We start from the raw sequence: 15,253 nt of genomic DNA, 5'->3' as shown, positions 1-15,253 counted from the left end.
ATCGCGCTCTCAAAGGAAGGTCATTGAAACGTCGGCACTACCGCTCGAACGGAAAGACGATGCCGAACTGAGCACGAATCCGATCGAGCAGCCGCATGATTGCGAGCGTCTCGTCATGGGGCATCTCGGGGCATTCGATGCGTTCCTCCTCGATGGTGCGCTTGCAGGAAAGAATCTCGTATTCATAACCGGTGATCTGCGCTGGAACCTCGATGGATTCCCGGAGCGAGCAGGTGAGGCCGTCGGCGTCGTAGACGTCGATACGCTGCGGGTTGTTGATGTTCTCGACGCTGATGAAGCCTTTCGTACCGCAGATGAGGCCGCGCCGGTCGGTCATGGTGTGCATGGTCGTGAACATGGTCGCCATGCGTCCGCCGGGATAGGTGAGGGTGACCGAATCCTGGCCATCTACGCCCGTCGCGATGGGGACCATGTGCGCATCGATGCGCTCGATGTCATTACCGAGCACCATGCTCGCGAAGTTCAGAGGGTACACCGTAAGGTCCAGCAGGGCCCCGCCGGCCAGCGCCGGATCTGTCATGCGTCGGTTCATATCGACTTTATAGCCAAGGTTGGCATCGACGGTAACGACGTCGCCGATCGACCCCTCGGCAAGCAGGTTGTCGATGATGGTTCGCGAGGGCATGTACCGGGTCCAGATGGCCTCGGCGAGCAGGACGCCCCGTTTGCGGGCTGCCGCGATCATCTCGCGTGCCTGGTGTTCATTGGCGGCAAAGGCCTTCTCGCACAGGACGTGATGGCCTGCCTCGATCGCCTTGAGCGTCCATTCGTAGTGATGGGAATGGGGGAGCGCTATGTAGACGAGGTCCACATCTGGATCGGCAAGGAGTTCCTCATAGGAGTCGTATGCCCGCGTAAAGCCCCAGCGCTCGGCAAAAGCTTGGGCGCGTTCGTACTCGCGCGCTGCGACGGCGAAGTTCTCCGCCTCTTCCATCCGCATGATCGTTGCAGCCATCTGGCTTGAGATGTTGCCCGCCCCAAGATATCCAACGCGCATCGGTTGCTCCTTTCATGGTGTGTTATCGTGCGCAGGCGGGCCCTGCCGCATTTGCGTCACAATATGCCCGGTCTCGATCGCCTGCGATGCTCTTGAAGGAGTGTATATGAAGCTCACCATGTTGGGCACCGGAAACGCACCGGTGACCGAATGCTATAACACGTGTTTCGTCATCTCCGATGACGATCGTCACCTGCTGGTTGACGGAGGCGGTGGCAACATGCTGCTCGCGCAGCTCAAGCGCGCCGGAATCGATTGGAAGGACCTGCGCGAGGTCTTCGTCACGCACAAGCATATCGACCACCTATTCGGCATCGTATGGCTCATGCGCATGATCTGCCAGAACATGCGCCGCGGGACCTACGACGGCGAGGCGACGATCTATGGACACGACGAGGTCATCGCCATCTTGCGCGATATGGCCTCCACGCTGCTGGCATCTAAGGATGCGGCGTATATCGACGATAGGCTTCACCTCGTCGTCGTGGGTGACGGGGAGACGCGTGAGCTTATCGGCCATGCCGTGACGTTCTTCGACATCGCCTCGACGAAGGCCAAGCAGTTCGGCTTCCATATGGACCTGGGAGAGGGCCGCAGCCTGTGCTGCTGCGGCGACGAGCCGTACAACGATCGCGAGGAGCCCTACGCCGCCGGCGCCACCTGGCTTTTGCACGAGGCGTTTTGCCTCCATGCGCAGGCCGACGTGTTCCGACCCTATGAGAAGCACCATTCCACCGTCAAGGACGCCTGCGAGCTTGCCGAGCGACTTGGCGTCAAGAACCTTGTGCTCTATCACACCGAGGACAAGAGCATCGCACATCGGCGCGAGCTCTATTCCGCAGAGGGCTTGGTCTATTTCCATGGCAACCTCATCGTGCCCGACGATCTGGACGTCATAGAGCTGTAGCAACCTGCATCAGCGCTATCGCAGTTCATGTGAAGACCTCGTGATGTGCGATATACGTGTTCGCGCACGGGCGACGTGCTACAATTCCTGCCATGGCTGTGAAGGGGAGGAGTAGCCGGCCCCCGCGCGCACAAGAGAGCGGACGGTAGCTGCAAAGTCCGCGCGCGCGACCGAGCGAATATCACCCTGGAGCTGCGGCCCGAACGAAAGGAGCGATCCTTTTCAGTAGACGTCGCCGGGACGACCGCCGTCATGTGGTCGGCCGAGTACGGGCACCATGCGTGCCTAAGCTGGGTGGTATAGCGAGGAGCTCGCGCGGACCTAGGTCCGTGCATTCAAGGCGCTTCGTCCCAGCTTGAAGGGACGGGCGCTTTTTTCATGCGACAAGCGCCCAGTAGAACGAAAGGGGTATTCGTGGCAAACGAGTACAAGGGCAGCATGAACCTGCCCAAAACCAAGTTCCCCATGAGGGCTGCGCTGGCGCAGCGCGAGCCTGAGCGCCTGCGCCGCTGGCAGCAGGATAAGGTTTACGAGCAGATGCTCAAGAAGAACGAGGGGCACGACAAGTTCATCCTGCACGACGGTCCTCCGTATGCCAACGGCCCCATCCACATCGGCCATGCCATGAATAAGATCTCCAAGGACATCATCGAGCGCTATCAGGCCATGCAGGGCTTCCAGACGCCGTATGTTCCCGGTTGGGACTGCCATGGCCAGCCGATCGAGCACAAGGTCGAGGAGATGCTCGGCACCGAGAAGTTCAACGCGACGCCGGTGGCCGAGATCCGCGAGCTGTGCCGCAAGTTCGCCGTCGAGAACATCGACCTGCAGCGCGAGGGCTTCAAGCGCCTGGGCGTGCTGGGCGATTGGGACAATCCCTATCTCACCCTGTACCATCAGCACGATGCCGCCGATATCGAGGTCTTCAAGGCCATGTTCGACCGCGGCATGATCTATCGCGGCCATAAGCCGGTTCACTGGTGCAAGCATTGCCACACCGCGCTCGCCGAGGCCGAGATCGAGTACTCCGACGAGACCTCGCCCTCCATCTACGTGCGCTTCGAGCTGACGTCCAAGCCCGCCGGCCTGGAGTCCTTCGCCGGTCCGGTCGACTTCATCATCTGGACGACGACCCCGTGGACCATACCGTCCGACCAGGCCGTCTCCTTGAAACCCGGCGCTATCTACACCGCCATCGAGCACGACGGCCGCGCCGAGATCATGCTGAAGGATCTTGCTGCCAAGGTCTGCGATGTCGCCGGCTGGGAGTGCACGCCGGTTGTGGTCGATGGCAAGCCCTACGAGGTGCCTGCCGAGACCTTCGACCATCTGCACTACCGCCAGCCCATCTTCGACGACGTCGAGGGCGTGGCGCTGCTCGCCGACTACGTGGGCACCGAGGACGGTACCGGCATCGTCCACAACTCGCCGGGTCACGGCGTCGACGACTACTATGTCTGCATGAAGGAGGGCATGGACATCTGCATGCCCGTCGACGACGACGGCAGGTTCTACGTCGGCGACAGCTTCGGCACGGGCGGTCCGTTCTCCGGCATGGATACCGATGAGGCCAACCCCCACATCATCGAGTTCCTGCGCGAGCGCGGCACACTGGTGGCGTCCGTCAAGATCACGCACAGCTATCCGCACTGCTGGCGCTGCAAGAACCCCGTGCTGTTCCGCGCAACCGACCAGTGGTTCGTCTCCATGGACAAGACCGGTCTTCGTGAGCAGGCGAGCGATGCGATCCAGAACCACGTGACGTGGTATCCCGCTCACGCCGCCAACCGCATCGGCGCCATGGTCGAGCAGCGTCCCGACTGGTGCATCTCGCGCCAGCGCAACTGGGGTGTGCCCATCCCGAGCTACACCTGCGCCGACTGCGGCGAGAAGATCATGAACGACGACACGCTCGACGCCGTGATCAAGCTGTTCCACGAGAAGGGCTCCGACGCCTGGTTCACGGATGCGCCCGAGAGCTACCTGGGCGACGCCTGCGTATGCCCCAAGTGCGGCGGCCATCACCTCAAGGCCGACCGCGACATCCTCGATGTGTGGTGGGACTCCGGTGTGTCCTGGCGCGCGGTGTGCCAGGGTCGCGACGAGCTCGAGTATCCCGCTGACGTGTACCTCGAGGGTTCCGACCAGCACCGCGGTTGGTTCCAGAGCTCGCTGCTCACGAGCGTGGGCGCCAACGGCATCGCGCCGTACAAGGCGGTCGTGTCCCAGGGCTTCACGTTGGACGGCCAGGGGCGCAAGATGTCCAAGTCGCTCGGCAACGTCATCGACCCCAACAAGGTCTGCGACGAGATGGGCGCCGACATCATCCGTCTGTGGGTCGCGAGCGTGGACACCTCCACGGACGTCGCCATCGACCATGAGATCCTTGCTCGCACCTCGGATGCGTACCGTCGCTTCCGCAACACCTTCCGGTTCCTGCTGGGCGAGCTCGAGGACCAGTTCGACCCGGCGACCGAGGGCGTTGCCTTTGCCGACCTGCTGCCGCTCGACAAGCTCATGCTTGCGCGCTTGACGCAGGTTCAGGCCGAGGTCGACGACGCCTTTGCCGCCTACGAGTTCAATCGCGTCTACCGCACGCTGTACGACTTCGTCGTCACGGAGCTCTCCAACGTGTACCTCGATGCCCTGAAGGATCGTCTGTATTGCGAGAAGGTCGGTTCGCTGGCACGTCGCAGCGCCCAGACGGTGCTGGCTGAGCTGCTCTCGATGCTCCTGCGCGACCTGCAGCCCATCTTGGCGTATACCTGCGACGAGGTCATGGAGTTCGCGCCCGCAGGCTGCCGCGACAACCAGCGCTATGCGGCCCTGCTCGATTGGTACCACGCCCCGATCACCCTCGAGGAGGCCAACGAGTACAAGCCTGTCCTCGAGGCCGCCCTCGAGCTGCGCGGCGCCGTGACCAAGGCCCTCGAGGAGGCGCGCGCTGCCGGCACGTTCACCAAGAGCCAGGCCACGCGTGTCGTCGCCACCGCGCCGGCGGAGGCCTACAGCCTGCTTACCGGTGACAAGGCCTGCGATCTGGCAGAGTTCTTCATCGTCTCCGAGCTCGAGCTTACCTGCGGCGATGAATTCACCGCTACGGTCGAGGCCGCGCATGGCGAGTGCTGCGACCGCTGCTGGAACTTCCGGACCTCCACCGGTGTCCACGGCGAGCATGCGCACATCTGCGATCGTTGCGCCGAGGCCATCGGAGCGTAGCGCCGTGCGGTTTCGACGTGCCGGGCGCGTCGATGGAACGTAGCAACCGTCCCGCCGAGACCGAGCGCCTTGGCGGGACTGTTTCGTATGGGAATGCCGATGGGGAGGAACATGACGGGTGGAAACCGGGGCCGCGTGCCCTCGCTTCGCTGGCGCCTCGCGGTCGCAGGCGTCCTTGCCGCTGTATTTCTGCTCGCTGACCAGCTGACGAAGCTCGCCGTTCGCGACGCCGTGGCACACGGGTTCACGGGCGCCGATCTTGTGCCGGGCGTTGTGGGTCTGCGCTATGTCGAGAACATCGGTGCCTCGTTCAGCATCGGTGAAGGTCTGTCGCCGCTGTTCGCGCTGTTTGCCGTCGCCGTCGTCTGCGGCAGCGTCGCCTACCTCATGCGCGCCCCGCTCGTGTCCCGGCTGGAGGTCATCGGGCTCGGCATGGTCGCGGGCGGCGCCATCGGCAACGCCATCGATCGCGTCGCGCTGGGCTTCGTCACGGATTTCATCGCGACGGAGTTCATCGAATTCCCTGTCTTCAATATCGCCGACATCGGAATCACCTGCGGTGTGGCCATCGCGTTTATCGGCTTCGTCATCTCGCCGGCGAACCGCGAGCTCGCGGCGGATACCGACAGGGGAGGAGCGGGACATGGGCGCTGACGTCTACCTGCTTGTCACGTCCGAGTTTGCCGGTTCGCGCCTTGACGCCTACCTGGGCGCCCAGGCTTCCTGTCCTTCCCGCTCTGCCTGTGCGCGCCTGATCGAGGGCGGGGCGGTGGATGTCAACGGCGATGTCTGCACGTCCAAGAAGTACGTCGTCTGCGACGGCGACCGCATCGAGGTCGAGCTTCCCGAGGTGCGCGAGCCCGGTGCCTTGGAGCCCCAGGCCATTCCGCTCGATATCCGCTACGAGGACGATTATCTCATCGTGCTCTCGAAGCAGCGCGGCCTTGTGTGCCACCCGGCGCATGGGCACGAGTCGGGAACGCTCGCCAACGCGCTGGTCTACCATTGCGGCGCCGACCATCTCGGGACGTTACAGGGCGAGGACCGGCCCGGCATCGTGCATCGCCTCGATCGCGATACGTCCGGGCTCATGCTCGCCGCAAAGGATGACGACACGCAGCGGGCGCTGCAGGACCTCATCAGGCTCCGTACGCTCGATCGACGCTATATCGCCTTGTGCCATGGATACATCGCCATGGATTCGGGGACCATCAACACCGGCATCGCGCGGTCCACAAAAGATCGCGTCAAGATGGCCGTCTCCGACGACCCCTTCGCACGGCAGGCCATCACCACCTTCAAGGTGCTCGAGCGCTTCGAGGCCTATCGGGGCGACGAGGGGTACACGCTCGTCGAATGCCATCTGTATACCGGGCGTACCCATCAGATTCGCGTGCACATGCGCCACATCCATCATGCGCTCGTGGGCGATCCGCTTTACGGCACCGGCTCTGATCGCGCCAACCTCGGTCTTGACCGCCAGTTCCTTCATTCGTGGCGCGTGCGTTTCGACCATCCCGTCACCGGCGTGACGATCGAGCGACGCGACGTTTTGCCGTGGGATCTTGCAGCCGCTTACGACGAGATCGCCGACCGTTCGATGGGCCGCACCGAGGAAGGGGAGCGTATCGTTCCCTACCTGCTTGAGGAGTAGCTGCATTCGATGTCGGATGCCGATACGGCGCGTACGTTTTATCGGCACCGATGCTTTTCTCGCTGTGTGGTACCTCTCGTGACACATAAGCTTCACCACCGGTTGACATCCCTGCGCTACACTGGCACAACGTGTGGTACCGATAGGAGCCGGCATGCTGTTTGATTTTTCGCACATCACGCCGATCGTGGCTTTCAATTTCATCGTCAGCGGTCTGTTTGGCGTCTGCTTTTTGTATCAGGTCGTCTTTTTCCTTTTGGGCGCGATCCGCGGCGAGGTGAAGCTGCCGCGCGCCAAGCGACAGCATCGGTATGCGTTTTTCATCGCGGCCCATAACGAGGAGGCGGTCATCGCCAATCTCGTCCATTCCATCCAGGATCAGGATTATCCGGCGGAGCTGATCGACATCTTCGTCGTCGCCGACGCGTGCACCGACGACACGGCGCGCGTTGCACGCGAGGCCGGCGCCATCGTGTACGAGCGCAACGATCTGGCGCGCAAGGGAAAAAGCTGGGTCATGGACTACGGCTTCGACCGCATCCTCAACGAGTATCCCGGAACATACGAGGCCTTCTTCATCTTCGATGCCGACAACCTGCTGTCGCGCGACTACGTCACCATCATGAACGACGCCTTCGATATGGGGTATCTTGCGGTGACGAGCTATCGTAACTCCAAGAACTACGGAAGCTCGTGGATCTCGGCGGCATACGCCACGTGGTTTTTGCGGGAGGCGCGCTTCCTGAACAACGCGCGCATGATCTGCGGCACGTCATGCGCGGTCTCGGGCTCGGGGTATCTGGTCTCGGCGAAGATCATCGAGGGCATGCATGGCTGGGATTTCCATACCCTGACCGAGGACATTCAGTTCTCCACCTTCTGCGCGATTCACGGGGTGCGCATCGGATACGCGCCCGCCGAGTTCTTCGATGAGCAGCCGTTGACCCTTGCGGCGTCCTGGAAGCAGCGCATGCGCTGGACGAAGGGCTTCTACCAGGTCTTTTTCACCTATGGCGCGCATCTGCTCAAATCCATCGCGTTTTTCCGCCGTTTTGCCGCCTACGATCTGCTCATGACCATTGCGCCGGGCATGCTGCTCACGCTCATCTCGGTGCTGGTGAACCTAACCTTCATGATCGTCGGGTCCTTGAGCCACGGCTTTTTGGCGACCGACGCCGAGCTGTCCATGTGCTTCGGGTCGCTCATCATGACGCTTCTGTCCATGTACGGGACGTTTTTCCTTCTCGGGTTGCTGACGACGGTCTTCGAGTACCGGCACATCCACTGCCCGAGTAAGCTGCGGATCTTCACGAACCTGTTTACGTTCCCGCTGTTCATGTTCACCTACATCCCGATCACGGTGGCGGCCCTGTTCCTGAAGGTCGACTGGGTGCCCACGCCGCATGACGTCTCGGTGACCCTCGACGAGGTCATGGAGGGTGCGAAATAGCGCGCATTCGCGCCGTGCGTCCGGTTATCGGGTTGAGATGCGGCTCTCGCTCACGTCGGTCATTTCGACGAAGCCCCCGTACGGTCGCATGAGGGCCGTATCCTCGCGCAGGATGCCCGAGGTTTGACTTGTCCGTACGGCGACCGAATAGAGCAGCAGCCCTAAGGAGATGCCGATCAGCGCGAGAACACCGAATGCGACAGCGAGCAGCGTAAAGGCGAAACGCGAGTCGTTTGCTTGGTCGCGCGTGGAGGCGCTTGCGCTTTCGATCGGTCTTCTCAGGCTGTTTGCCGGCGGGTATGTGTTGCGTCCGTTCGCTTCGATGTTCATGCGTTCCTCTCTTGGTGCTTTGCCCATTATAGCCAACCCGCTCTTTCTTAAACCCACCCATGTCCCGACTGGTCGGTTGGGTTTTTGTCGGACAGTGAGGTAGAGATTTCGCGCCCCGTCAGCCCCCTCGGTTTTACGACGTAGCATGTTCGCACCGGCGTCGTCATGCAAAGGGGAAAGCATGGGGCTATCGAGCGAATGCATTGTGAGCGCATGGTGCGCAGCCTATATCGCAGTCCTCTCGATCGCTGCGGTCGTGGACGCGCGCACGCGAACTTTCCCCAACCGTCTGGCTGGCTTGCTTCTGCTGGTCAGCGCAGCCTACAGCCTGTGCGGGCGGAGCCTTGCGACGACGGTGCGCGATGTGGCGATCGCCTTTGCCGTCTGTTCGGTTCTTGTCGTTATCGAGGTGGCTTGGCGACGCGCCGTCGGCCGCGCGGGCCTTGGCATGGGCGACATCAAGTTTCTGTTCGCCTCCGCGTGGTGCGGTTTCTCTGTCGCCGTCCTCTCCTTTGCGGCGGGCTTGATTGCGCTGGGCGCTTGCGCCCTCGTGTTCAGGCGCGCGTCCTGGCCGCTCCTCCCGTTCGTCGTTCCTTTTCAGGTCCTGTTCACCCTTGCGGTTTGATGCGTCGACGATATCGCCGAGCGCTCTGTCCAGGCGATGTGCGACTATGTGTGTGAGAGAACCCTGAAGGAGGCTTGCTATGACCCCACGTTTCGATACCTCGCTTGACGCTACCGCTGTTCGCGAGCGCATTGCCTCTATACCCGACACGCTATCTGACGAGCTGACCGCCCGCATGATCGAGGACCGTGAGCGCGGGTGGGTGAATCCCTATCGAACCGATAACCGCCAGGCTATTCGGCGCGAGGCACGGCGCAGCGACGAGGCGAGCATCTGGCGCCCCTCCTTCGTGCGCGATGTCGAAAAGATCATCCATACGCCCGCGTACAACCGCTATGCGGGGAAGACCCAGGTGTTCAGCTTCCGCAGCAACGATGACCTGTCGCGTCGCGGCATTCACGTGCAGCTTGTCAGTCGCATCGCACGTGACATCGGGTATGCGCTCGGCCTCAATTGCGACCTGATCGAGGCGATCGGGCTGGGACACGACCTGGGCCACACGCCGTTCGGGCACGCCGGGGAGCGCGCGCTCAACGATGTGTACCATGCGCGTACCGGTCGCTGGTTTTTCCACAACGTCCATTCCGTGCGCGTGCTCGATGCGCTGTACGGCCGCAACCTGACGCTGCAGACGCTCGATGGGTGCCTGACCCACAACGGCGAGTACGAGCAGCGCGTGTTCGAGCTCTCGGGCCTCTCGTCGTTTGACGAACTCGACGAGACGGTCGAGGCGTGCTGCTCGGATGGCGACCTCGCCATCGGCCGGCTTCGTCCCATGACCCTCGAGGGATGCGTGGTGCGCATCTCGGATATCATCGCCTACGTCGGTCGCGACCGCCAGGACGCCATCGCCGCCGGCCTGCTCGACGAGGACGTCTTCGCCGATGGGCTCGGCGGGCGCTATAACTCGTGGATTCTGTCGCATGCGTCGGTCGACATCATCGAGCACAGCTACGGCAAGGATCGCATCGAGATGAGCGAGGAGCTGTTCGCCGAGATCTCCCGGGCGAAGGCGGAGAACTACGCGAAGATCTACCGCTCGAGCGGTATCGAGGGCGAGCGCGCCGAGGTGCTCGCGCGCGCGTTCAGCCTGATGTACGAGCACTGCCTGGGCGATCTGCGCGCCCGCGACGAGTCGAGCTACATCTTCCGTCATCACATCGCCCGCATCGACGCCACCCTTCGCCATTACGGCAAGCGCTACGAATGGGAGCGCGATCTGGACCAGACGGTCGTCGACTATATCGCAAGCATGAGCGATGGCTACTTTGCCGAGCTCGCGACCAAGCTGTTTCCGGAAATCAAGTTTCCGCAGCGCACCTACATCAACGAGCGGTAGGGCGAGCAATCGGCATCGGCGTCTCGCGCCTGTATTGAGGTACACTGTCTGACATGGAAACTCTCTTCAGCGATAACGAGCGCGCCCAGCGCCTGCGCTACGCGCCGCTCGCGGTGCGCATGCGCCCCACGACGCTCGACGAGTACGTCGGGCAGAAGAAAGCCGTCGGTCCCGACTCGTGGCTGCGCCGCGCCATCGAGCGCGATGTGCTCTCGAGTGTCATCCTGTACGGTCCCGCAGGCACGGGCAAGACCACCCTTGCCCATATCATCGCCGCCCATACGCGCAGCGAGTTCGTCGAGGTGTCTGCTGTTACCGGCACGGTAAAGGACCTGCGCCGCGAGATCGAGGCGGCCAGCCACCGCCTCATGGCGTTCGGACGCCGCACCATCCTGTTCATCGACGAGATCCATCGGTTCTCGCGCTCGCAGCAGGACGCCTTGCTCCATGCCGTCGAGAACCGCACGGTCGTGATGATCGGAGCCACGACCGAGAATCCCTACTTCGAGGTCAACTCTGCGCTGCTGTCCCGCAGCCGCGTCGTGGAACTCGAGCACCTGTCCGATGACGACATCGCCGAACTCGTCCGCCGCGCGATTCGCGATGAGCGTGGTCTGGCGGGCGCGTTCAGCGCTTCGGATGAGACCGTAGGCGCCATCTGCACGCTTGCGGCCGGCGATGCGCGCAGCGCGTTGACGACCTTGGAGCTCGCAAGCGAGATTGCCGCCACGCGCGATGAGGAACCGAGTCCGGACCATCCGGTCGCCATCCTCGTCGAGGACGTTCAGGCCGCCAATCCCCGGCGGGGCCTGTCCTACGACAAGAGCGGCGACATGCACTACGACATCATCTCGGCGTTTATCAAGTCCATGCGCGGGAGCGATCCCGACGCGACGGTCTACTGGCTCGCCCGCATGATCGATGCGGGAGAGGACCCGAAGTTCATCGCGCGCCGCATCATGATCCAGGCGTCTGAGGACATCGGCAACGCCGATCCCCAGGCCGTGCTCGTGGCAGAGGCGGCGTTCAAGGCCGCCGAGGTGATCGGGTATCCCGAATGCCGCATCAACCTCGCGCAAGCTGCCCTCTATAACGCGCTTGCCCCGAAGAGCAATGCGTGCGAGGCCGCCATCGATGCCGCGCTTGCCGACGTGCGCACGAGCGGCCAGCGCGAGGTCCCCAGCCATCTTCGTGACCGCCACCGTCCCGGATCGGAGAACTACGGCACCTACCGGTACCCTCACGACTACCCGAGCGGTTGGGTCGAGCAGCGCTATCTTCCCGAGGGCCTCGAGCGCGGCGCGTTTTGGAGGCCCGCCGGTCGCGGTTGGGAGGAGTGGCGCTATGAACAGTCCTCCCGGGACCGCTCGGGTGAGGGCCCCCAGGCGGTGGAGGGCTCGTGACCGTCCGGGGCCGCTCGCGCATGGAAGGCGCGCAAGCGGGTACTATGCAGTAATGCGCCCGTAAAGGTTTCGGGCTGCGGTTCGTTTCGTACGTTGGGAGATACCATGGACCCCCTTCAGATCGCACTGATCGTGCTTGCCGTCGCCGGCGTCTGGGCCGTCGTCGAGCTCGCCTTGACGCTGCGCCGTGCTCGCTCGTCGGTTGACGCGCTCGATCGGACCCTCGAGTCCGTCAACGCCACCGTCGCCGAGGCGCGCCCGGTGATCGCCAAGCTCGACGGGGCAATTGACGACATCCAGCCCGCGCTTGGCCAGGTGGAGCCCCTGCTCAAGCAGGGCAGCATCGCCGTCGAGGCGCTTTCGGCCGACCTCATCGAGGTCAATGGGGTCCTGCGTGACGTCTCGAGCGTCACGGGAAGCGTATCGACCGCCTCGGGTGCCGTGACCGGTATCGCAAATGCCGCGTCAGAAAAGGTCCAGCGTCTTTTCGCCAAGCACCATGACGACCCTGCAGCAGGCAGCCGTGTGCTGTCCGATACGGCTGGCGACGCCGCCGTGGCGGGGGAGAGCGATGTCGCATCCGACGATGAGGCCGTACCCCCTGCCGCCGATGAGGGCGAACCGAAGCGCCGCTACTACACCTATTCCGATGACACCGCGTCGACCGATCAGGAGAACTCCGATGAGTAGCACCAACTCGACCGTCAAGCTGACCGTCACGGCCGATCCCCACCTTGCGCGGCTCGTCCGCATGACGGCCGCGAACGTGGCGACGCTGAGCTCGATGAGCGTCGACCGCGTCGAGGACATCCGCATGGCCGCCGAGGAGGCGTTCGTACTCGCCTGCGCCGTGGCACCCGGCAGCGATGTCCCCATCTCGTTCACCTTTGACGCCGATGCCGTGTCCATGCTGTTCGACCTCGAGGGCTCCTCGTTCGAGGCGGCTTCCGACGCCGAGTCCGCCGTGTATGCCGACCTGATCTTGGGTGCCGTATGCGATTCCTACGAGAAGCGCGCCTGTCCGGCAGCCATCCTCATGACCTTGAAAGCAGATGTGCGATGACCGATAAGACCGCTTCCGGCAAGGCGGCGTGGGACAAGGAGAAAACGCACGAGCTCTTTCGTCGTTACAAGGAACTCGGCGACATGGACGCTCGCGAGAAGCTCGTCATGTCCCATCTGAACCTCGTCCGCTTCCTTGCCAACAAGTTCAAGAACCGCGGTGAACCGCTTGACGACCTCATGCAGGTCGGTTACCTTGGCCTGCTCAAGGCGATCGATCGCTTCGATCCCGATCGCGGACTCGAGTTCACCACGTACGCCACGCCCACCATCCTGGGCGAGATCAAGCGCCACTTTCGCGATAAGGGCTGGAGCGTTCGCGTCCCCCGTCGTCTGCAGGAGCTTTCCGCAAAGGTGAACCAGGCTACCGATGCCCTGACCACCGAGCTCCAGCGCTCCCCGACGGTCGAGGAGATCGCCGAGTACCTCGGGGCCTCGGTCGACGAGGTCCTGGAGGCGATGGAGTCGTCTTCGGCCTACACCTCGGTTCCCCTCGAGGCGCCGGGCAGTTCGGACGCCGACGATACGCCGTCGGTGCTCGACCGCTATGCCTCCGAGGATAGCGACCTGTCCTTCACCGACGACCGTCTCGTCATCGAGGAGGCGCTCAAGGGCTTTTCTCCCCGTGAGCGTGAGGTCATCGAGATGAGGTTCGTGCGCGGCATGACCCAGATCGAGATCGCCGAGCAGCTCGGCGTCTCCCAGGTCCAGGTGTCGCGCCTGCTGCGCCGCACGCTCAAGAAGATCCAGGACAAGATCGATCCCGAGGGGGTTATGGGCAAGCGATGAACCAGACCCCGCATACCGAAGTTCGTCATGACCGCACGCTACGCGACACGCGCATCCTGACGTTGCGCATCTGGTCCGTCGTCGGCGTGCTCGTCATCGGTGCCGTGCTGCTCAACGTGGTCGGTGTCCTGGCGCCGGTCATCGAGTTTCTGGCGGTTGGATCGCTCATCGCCTTCGTCGAGGCGCCGATCGTCAACGGGCTTGAGCGCCGCGGTGTGCCCCGCGGCATCGGTGCGCTCATCGGCCTCATCGTCGTGATCGCGGTCGTCGTGCTGCTCGCGACGATGCTTCTGCCCATGTTCATCGAGCAGATCGTCGACGTGCTCAACCAGATGCCGCGCTACTTCTCGGCGATCTCCGTGCAGATCCAAAGCCTCATCGAAAGCGTCCGGGCGTTTACCTCGAGCGACATGGTCGGCGGCGTGAGCGATGTGCTCACGACGGTGCAGCACAATGCGGCCCAGTTCGCGACCGATCTAGCGACGGATCTGGGACGCGGTGTCATGCCCGCCATCGGCGGCGTCGCCAACACGATGTTCATCGTCTTCCTCGGGCTCGTGCTCGCGTACTGGCTTGCGTGCGACTATCCGACCATCCACGGCGAGATCGGATTGGCGCTCGGCGAGGGCAAGGAGGACGACTACCGCTTTATCGTCGCGATCCTTTCGCGCTCGGTGGGCGGCTACATGCGTTCGATGATCATCACCTCGGCGATCAACGGCGTGATGGTGTTCGTCGGTTTGCTTATCGCCGGGCATCCGTATGCCGGGCTCATGGGCGTCACGACCGCCATCTTCCATCTGATTCCGGTCATCGGACCGTGGTTCTCCGCCGCCATCGCGGTGATCATTGCGGTGTTCTACAGTCCGGCGCTCGCCATATGGACGCTCGTCATCGTGATCGTCGCCCAGAACGTGACCGATAACGTCCTGTCGCCGAAGGTCATGCAGTCCACCGTCCAGGTCCATCCCGCCATGAGCCTGGCCGCCATCGTCATCGGCTCGACGCTCATGGGCCCGATCGGCATGGTCGTGGCCATCCCGCTCTGTGCCGCCCTGAAGGGCCTGTTCATCTTCTATTTCGAGAAGAGCACCAAGCGTCAGCTTGTCGACTACAACGGGGCGATTTTCCGCGGCACGCCATATCGTGACGAGCACGGCGCCCCGGTCCCCGCGTTCGACGCGTTGGGGGATGACACGTTCGTCAGCGATTCCGAGCTCATCTCCGACGATGCGGTGCCCGATGCCGTTGCCGTTCCCAAGCCCAAGGTGGAGCTCGACAACCCGTGGGTCAAGCTCACCGGGCTTCAACCCGGTGCGACGGGGGTGTTCAAGATCCCCTTCGGCTCTGCTCCGAGCGATGCGGGCGATGAGGACAAACCCTCCGACGACGACGGTCGGTGAGACGACAGCATAGGTCACAAGGGCGGCTCGATTGGTTTTCGGGCCGCCTTTCGT

14 protein-coding genes are annotated in these 15,253 nt (G+C 63.1%); 12 read left to right on the top strand and 2 right to left on the bottom strand.

Annotated elements, in window-relative coordinates; all coding sequences use genetic code 11:
* Positions 1–37: 37 nt before the first annotated feature.
* Positions 38–1,018: a Gfo/Idh/MocA family protein gene (locus QUW00_RS06670; RefSeq protein ID WP_289613606.1), complete on the bottom strand. Its 981-nt coding sequence runs from the start codon at positions 1,016–1,018 to the stop codon at positions 38–40.
* A gap of 106 nt (positions 1,019–1,124) precedes the next feature.
* On the opposite strand from QUW00_RS06670, the gene QUW00_RS06665 reads away from it, so the two are divergent.
* From QUW00_RS06665 to QUW00_RS06645, 5 genes are all read left to right on the top strand, one after another.
* Complete coding sequence (locus QUW00_RS06665) at positions 1,125–1,925, top strand: MBL fold metallo-hydrolase (protein ID WP_289613605.1); 801 nt, start codon at positions 1,125–1,127, stop codon at positions 1,923–1,925.
* A 414-nt stretch (positions 1,926–2,339) separates the two neighbouring features.
* A complete protein-coding gene (ileS, locus tag QUW00_RS06660; RefSeq protein ID WP_289613604.1) occupies positions 2,340–5,144 on the top strand; it encodes an isoleucine--tRNA ligase in 2,805 nt (934 codons plus the stop codon).
* A gap of 111 nt (positions 5,145–5,255) precedes the next feature.
* On the top strand, positions 5,256–5,798 hold the full coding sequence (gene lspA, locus QUW00_RS06655; protein ID WP_289613603.1) for a signal peptidase II: 543 nt from the start codon (positions 5,256–5,258) through the stop codon (positions 5,796–5,798).
* Complete coding sequence (locus QUW00_RS06650; RefSeq protein WP_289613602.1) at positions 5,788–6,798, top strand: RluA family pseudouridine synthase; 1,011 nt, start codon at positions 5,788–5,790, stop codon at positions 6,796–6,798. Before lspA ends, QUW00_RS06650 begins: the two co-directional genes overlap by 11 nt.
* A gap of 154 nt (positions 6,799–6,952) precedes the next feature.
* A complete protein-coding gene (locus QUW00_RS06645; protein ID WP_289613601.1) occupies positions 6,953–8,248 on the top strand; it encodes a glycosyltransferase family 2 protein in 1,296 nt (431 codons plus the stop codon).
* Between the two features lie 24 nt (positions 8,249–8,272).
* On the opposite strand, the gene QUW00_RS06640 is transcribed toward QUW00_RS06645, so the two are convergent.
* Positions 8,273–8,578: a hypothetical protein gene (locus tag QUW00_RS06640; RefSeq protein WP_289613600.1), complete on the bottom strand. Its 306-nt coding sequence runs from the start codon at positions 8,576–8,578 to the stop codon at positions 8,273–8,275.
* Positions 8,579–8,759: 181 nt separating this feature from the next.
* On the opposite strand from QUW00_RS06640, the gene QUW00_RS06635 reads away from it, so the two are divergent.
* The 7 genes from QUW00_RS06635 (at position 8,760) to QUW00_RS06605 (ending at position 15,199) form a co-directional block, all read left to right on the top strand.
* Positions 8,760–9,203 (top strand): prepilin peptidase, encoded by a 444-nt coding sequence (locus QUW00_RS06635; RefSeq protein WP_289613599.1) that lies wholly within the window; start codon positions 8,760–8,762, stop codon positions 9,201–9,203.
* A 79-nt stretch (positions 9,204–9,282) separates the two neighbouring features.
* Positions 9,283–10,542, top strand: coding sequence for a deoxyguanosinetriphosphate triphosphohydrolase family protein (locus QUW00_RS06630; protein WP_289613598.1), 1,260 nt, complete (start codon positions 9,283–9,285; stop codon positions 10,540–10,542).
* A gap of 53 nt (positions 10,543–10,595) precedes the next feature.
* On the top strand, positions 10,596–11,945 hold the full coding sequence (locus QUW00_RS06625; RefSeq protein ID WP_289613597.1) for a replication-associated recombination protein A: 1,350 nt from the start codon (positions 10,596–10,598) through the stop codon (positions 11,943–11,945).
* Between the two features lie 105 nt (positions 11,946–12,050).
* Complete coding sequence (locus tag QUW00_RS06620; protein WP_289613596.1) at positions 12,051–12,635, top strand: hypothetical protein; 585 nt, start codon at positions 12,051–12,053, stop codon at positions 12,633–12,635.
* Positions 12,628–13,008, top strand: coding sequence for an ATP-binding protein (locus QUW00_RS06615; RefSeq protein WP_289613595.1), 381 nt, complete (start codon positions 12,628–12,630; stop codon positions 13,006–13,008). Before QUW00_RS06620 ends, QUW00_RS06615 begins: the two co-directional genes overlap by 8 nt.
* Positions 13,005–13,796 (top strand): RNA polymerase sigma factor SigF, encoded by a 792-nt coding sequence (locus QUW00_RS06610; RefSeq protein WP_289613594.1) that lies wholly within the window; start codon positions 13,005–13,007, stop codon positions 13,794–13,796. The genes QUW00_RS06615 and QUW00_RS06610 overlap by 4 nt, the downstream gene beginning before the upstream one ends.
* Complete coding sequence (locus tag QUW00_RS06605; protein ID WP_289613593.1) at positions 13,793–15,199, top strand: AI-2E family transporter; 1,407 nt, start codon at positions 13,793–13,795, stop codon at positions 15,197–15,199. Before QUW00_RS06610 ends, QUW00_RS06605 begins: the two co-directional genes overlap by 4 nt.
* Positions 15,200–15,253: the final 54 nt, after the last annotated feature.

The sequence above is a fragment of the Collinsella tanakaei genome (assembly GCF_030373545.1).
Lineage (GTDB): Bacteria > Actinomycetota > Coriobacteriia > Coriobacteriales > Coriobacteriaceae > Collinsella > Collinsella tanakaei_C.
The sequence above is the reverse complement of the archived record's forward strand: the minus strand, read 5'-3'. Positions and strand labels throughout refer to the sequence as shown.

Bases quoted from the DNA above. Each gene is read 5' to 3' on its own strand.
- QUW00_RS06670 (WP_289613606.1), bottom strand. From the start codon at position 1,018: ATGCGCGTTGGATATCTTGGGGCGGGCAACATCTCAAGCCAGATGGCT.
- QUW00_RS06665 (WP_289613605.1), top strand. From the start codon at position 1,125: ATGAAGCTCACCATGTTGGGCACCGGAAACGCACCGGTGACCGAATGC.
- lspA (WP_289613603.1), top strand. From the start codon at position 5,256: ATGACGGGTGGAAACCGGGGCCGCGTGCCCTCGCTTCGCTGGCGCCTC.
- QUW00_RS06650 (WP_289613602.1), top strand. From the start codon at position 5,788: ATGGGCGCTGACGTCTACCTGCTTGTCACGTCCGAGTTTGCCGGTTCG.
- QUW00_RS06645 (WP_289613601.1), top strand. From the start codon at position 6,953: ATGCTGTTTGATTTTTCGCACATCACGCCGATCGTGGCTTTCAATTTC.
- QUW00_RS06640 (WP_289613600.1), bottom strand. From the start codon at position 8,578: ATGAACATCGAAGCGAACGGACGCAACACATACCCGCCGGCAAACAGC.
- QUW00_RS06635 (WP_289613599.1), top strand. From the start codon at position 8,760: ATGGGGCTATCGAGCGAATGCATTGTGAGCGCATGGTGCGCAGCCTAT.
- QUW00_RS06630 (WP_289613598.1), top strand. From the start codon at position 9,283: ATGACCCCACGTTTCGATACCTCGCTTGACGCTACCGCTGTTCGCGAG.
- QUW00_RS06625 (WP_289613597.1), top strand. From the start codon at position 10,596: ATGGAAACTCTCTTCAGCGATAACGAGCGCGCCCAGCGCCTGCGCTAC.
- QUW00_RS06620 (WP_289613596.1), top strand. From the start codon at position 12,051: ATGGACCCCCTTCAGATCGCACTGATCGTGCTTGCCGTCGCCGGCGTC.
- QUW00_RS06615 (WP_289613595.1), top strand. From the start codon at position 12,628: ATGAGTAGCACCAACTCGACCGTCAAGCTGACCGTCACGGCCGATCCC.
- QUW00_RS06610 (WP_289613594.1), top strand. From the start codon at position 13,005: ATGACCGATAAGACCGCTTCCGGCAAGGCGGCGTGGGACAAGGAGAAA.
- QUW00_RS06605 (WP_289613593.1), top strand. From the start codon at position 13,793: ATGAACCAGACCCCGCATACCGAAGTTCGTCATGACCGCACGCTACGC.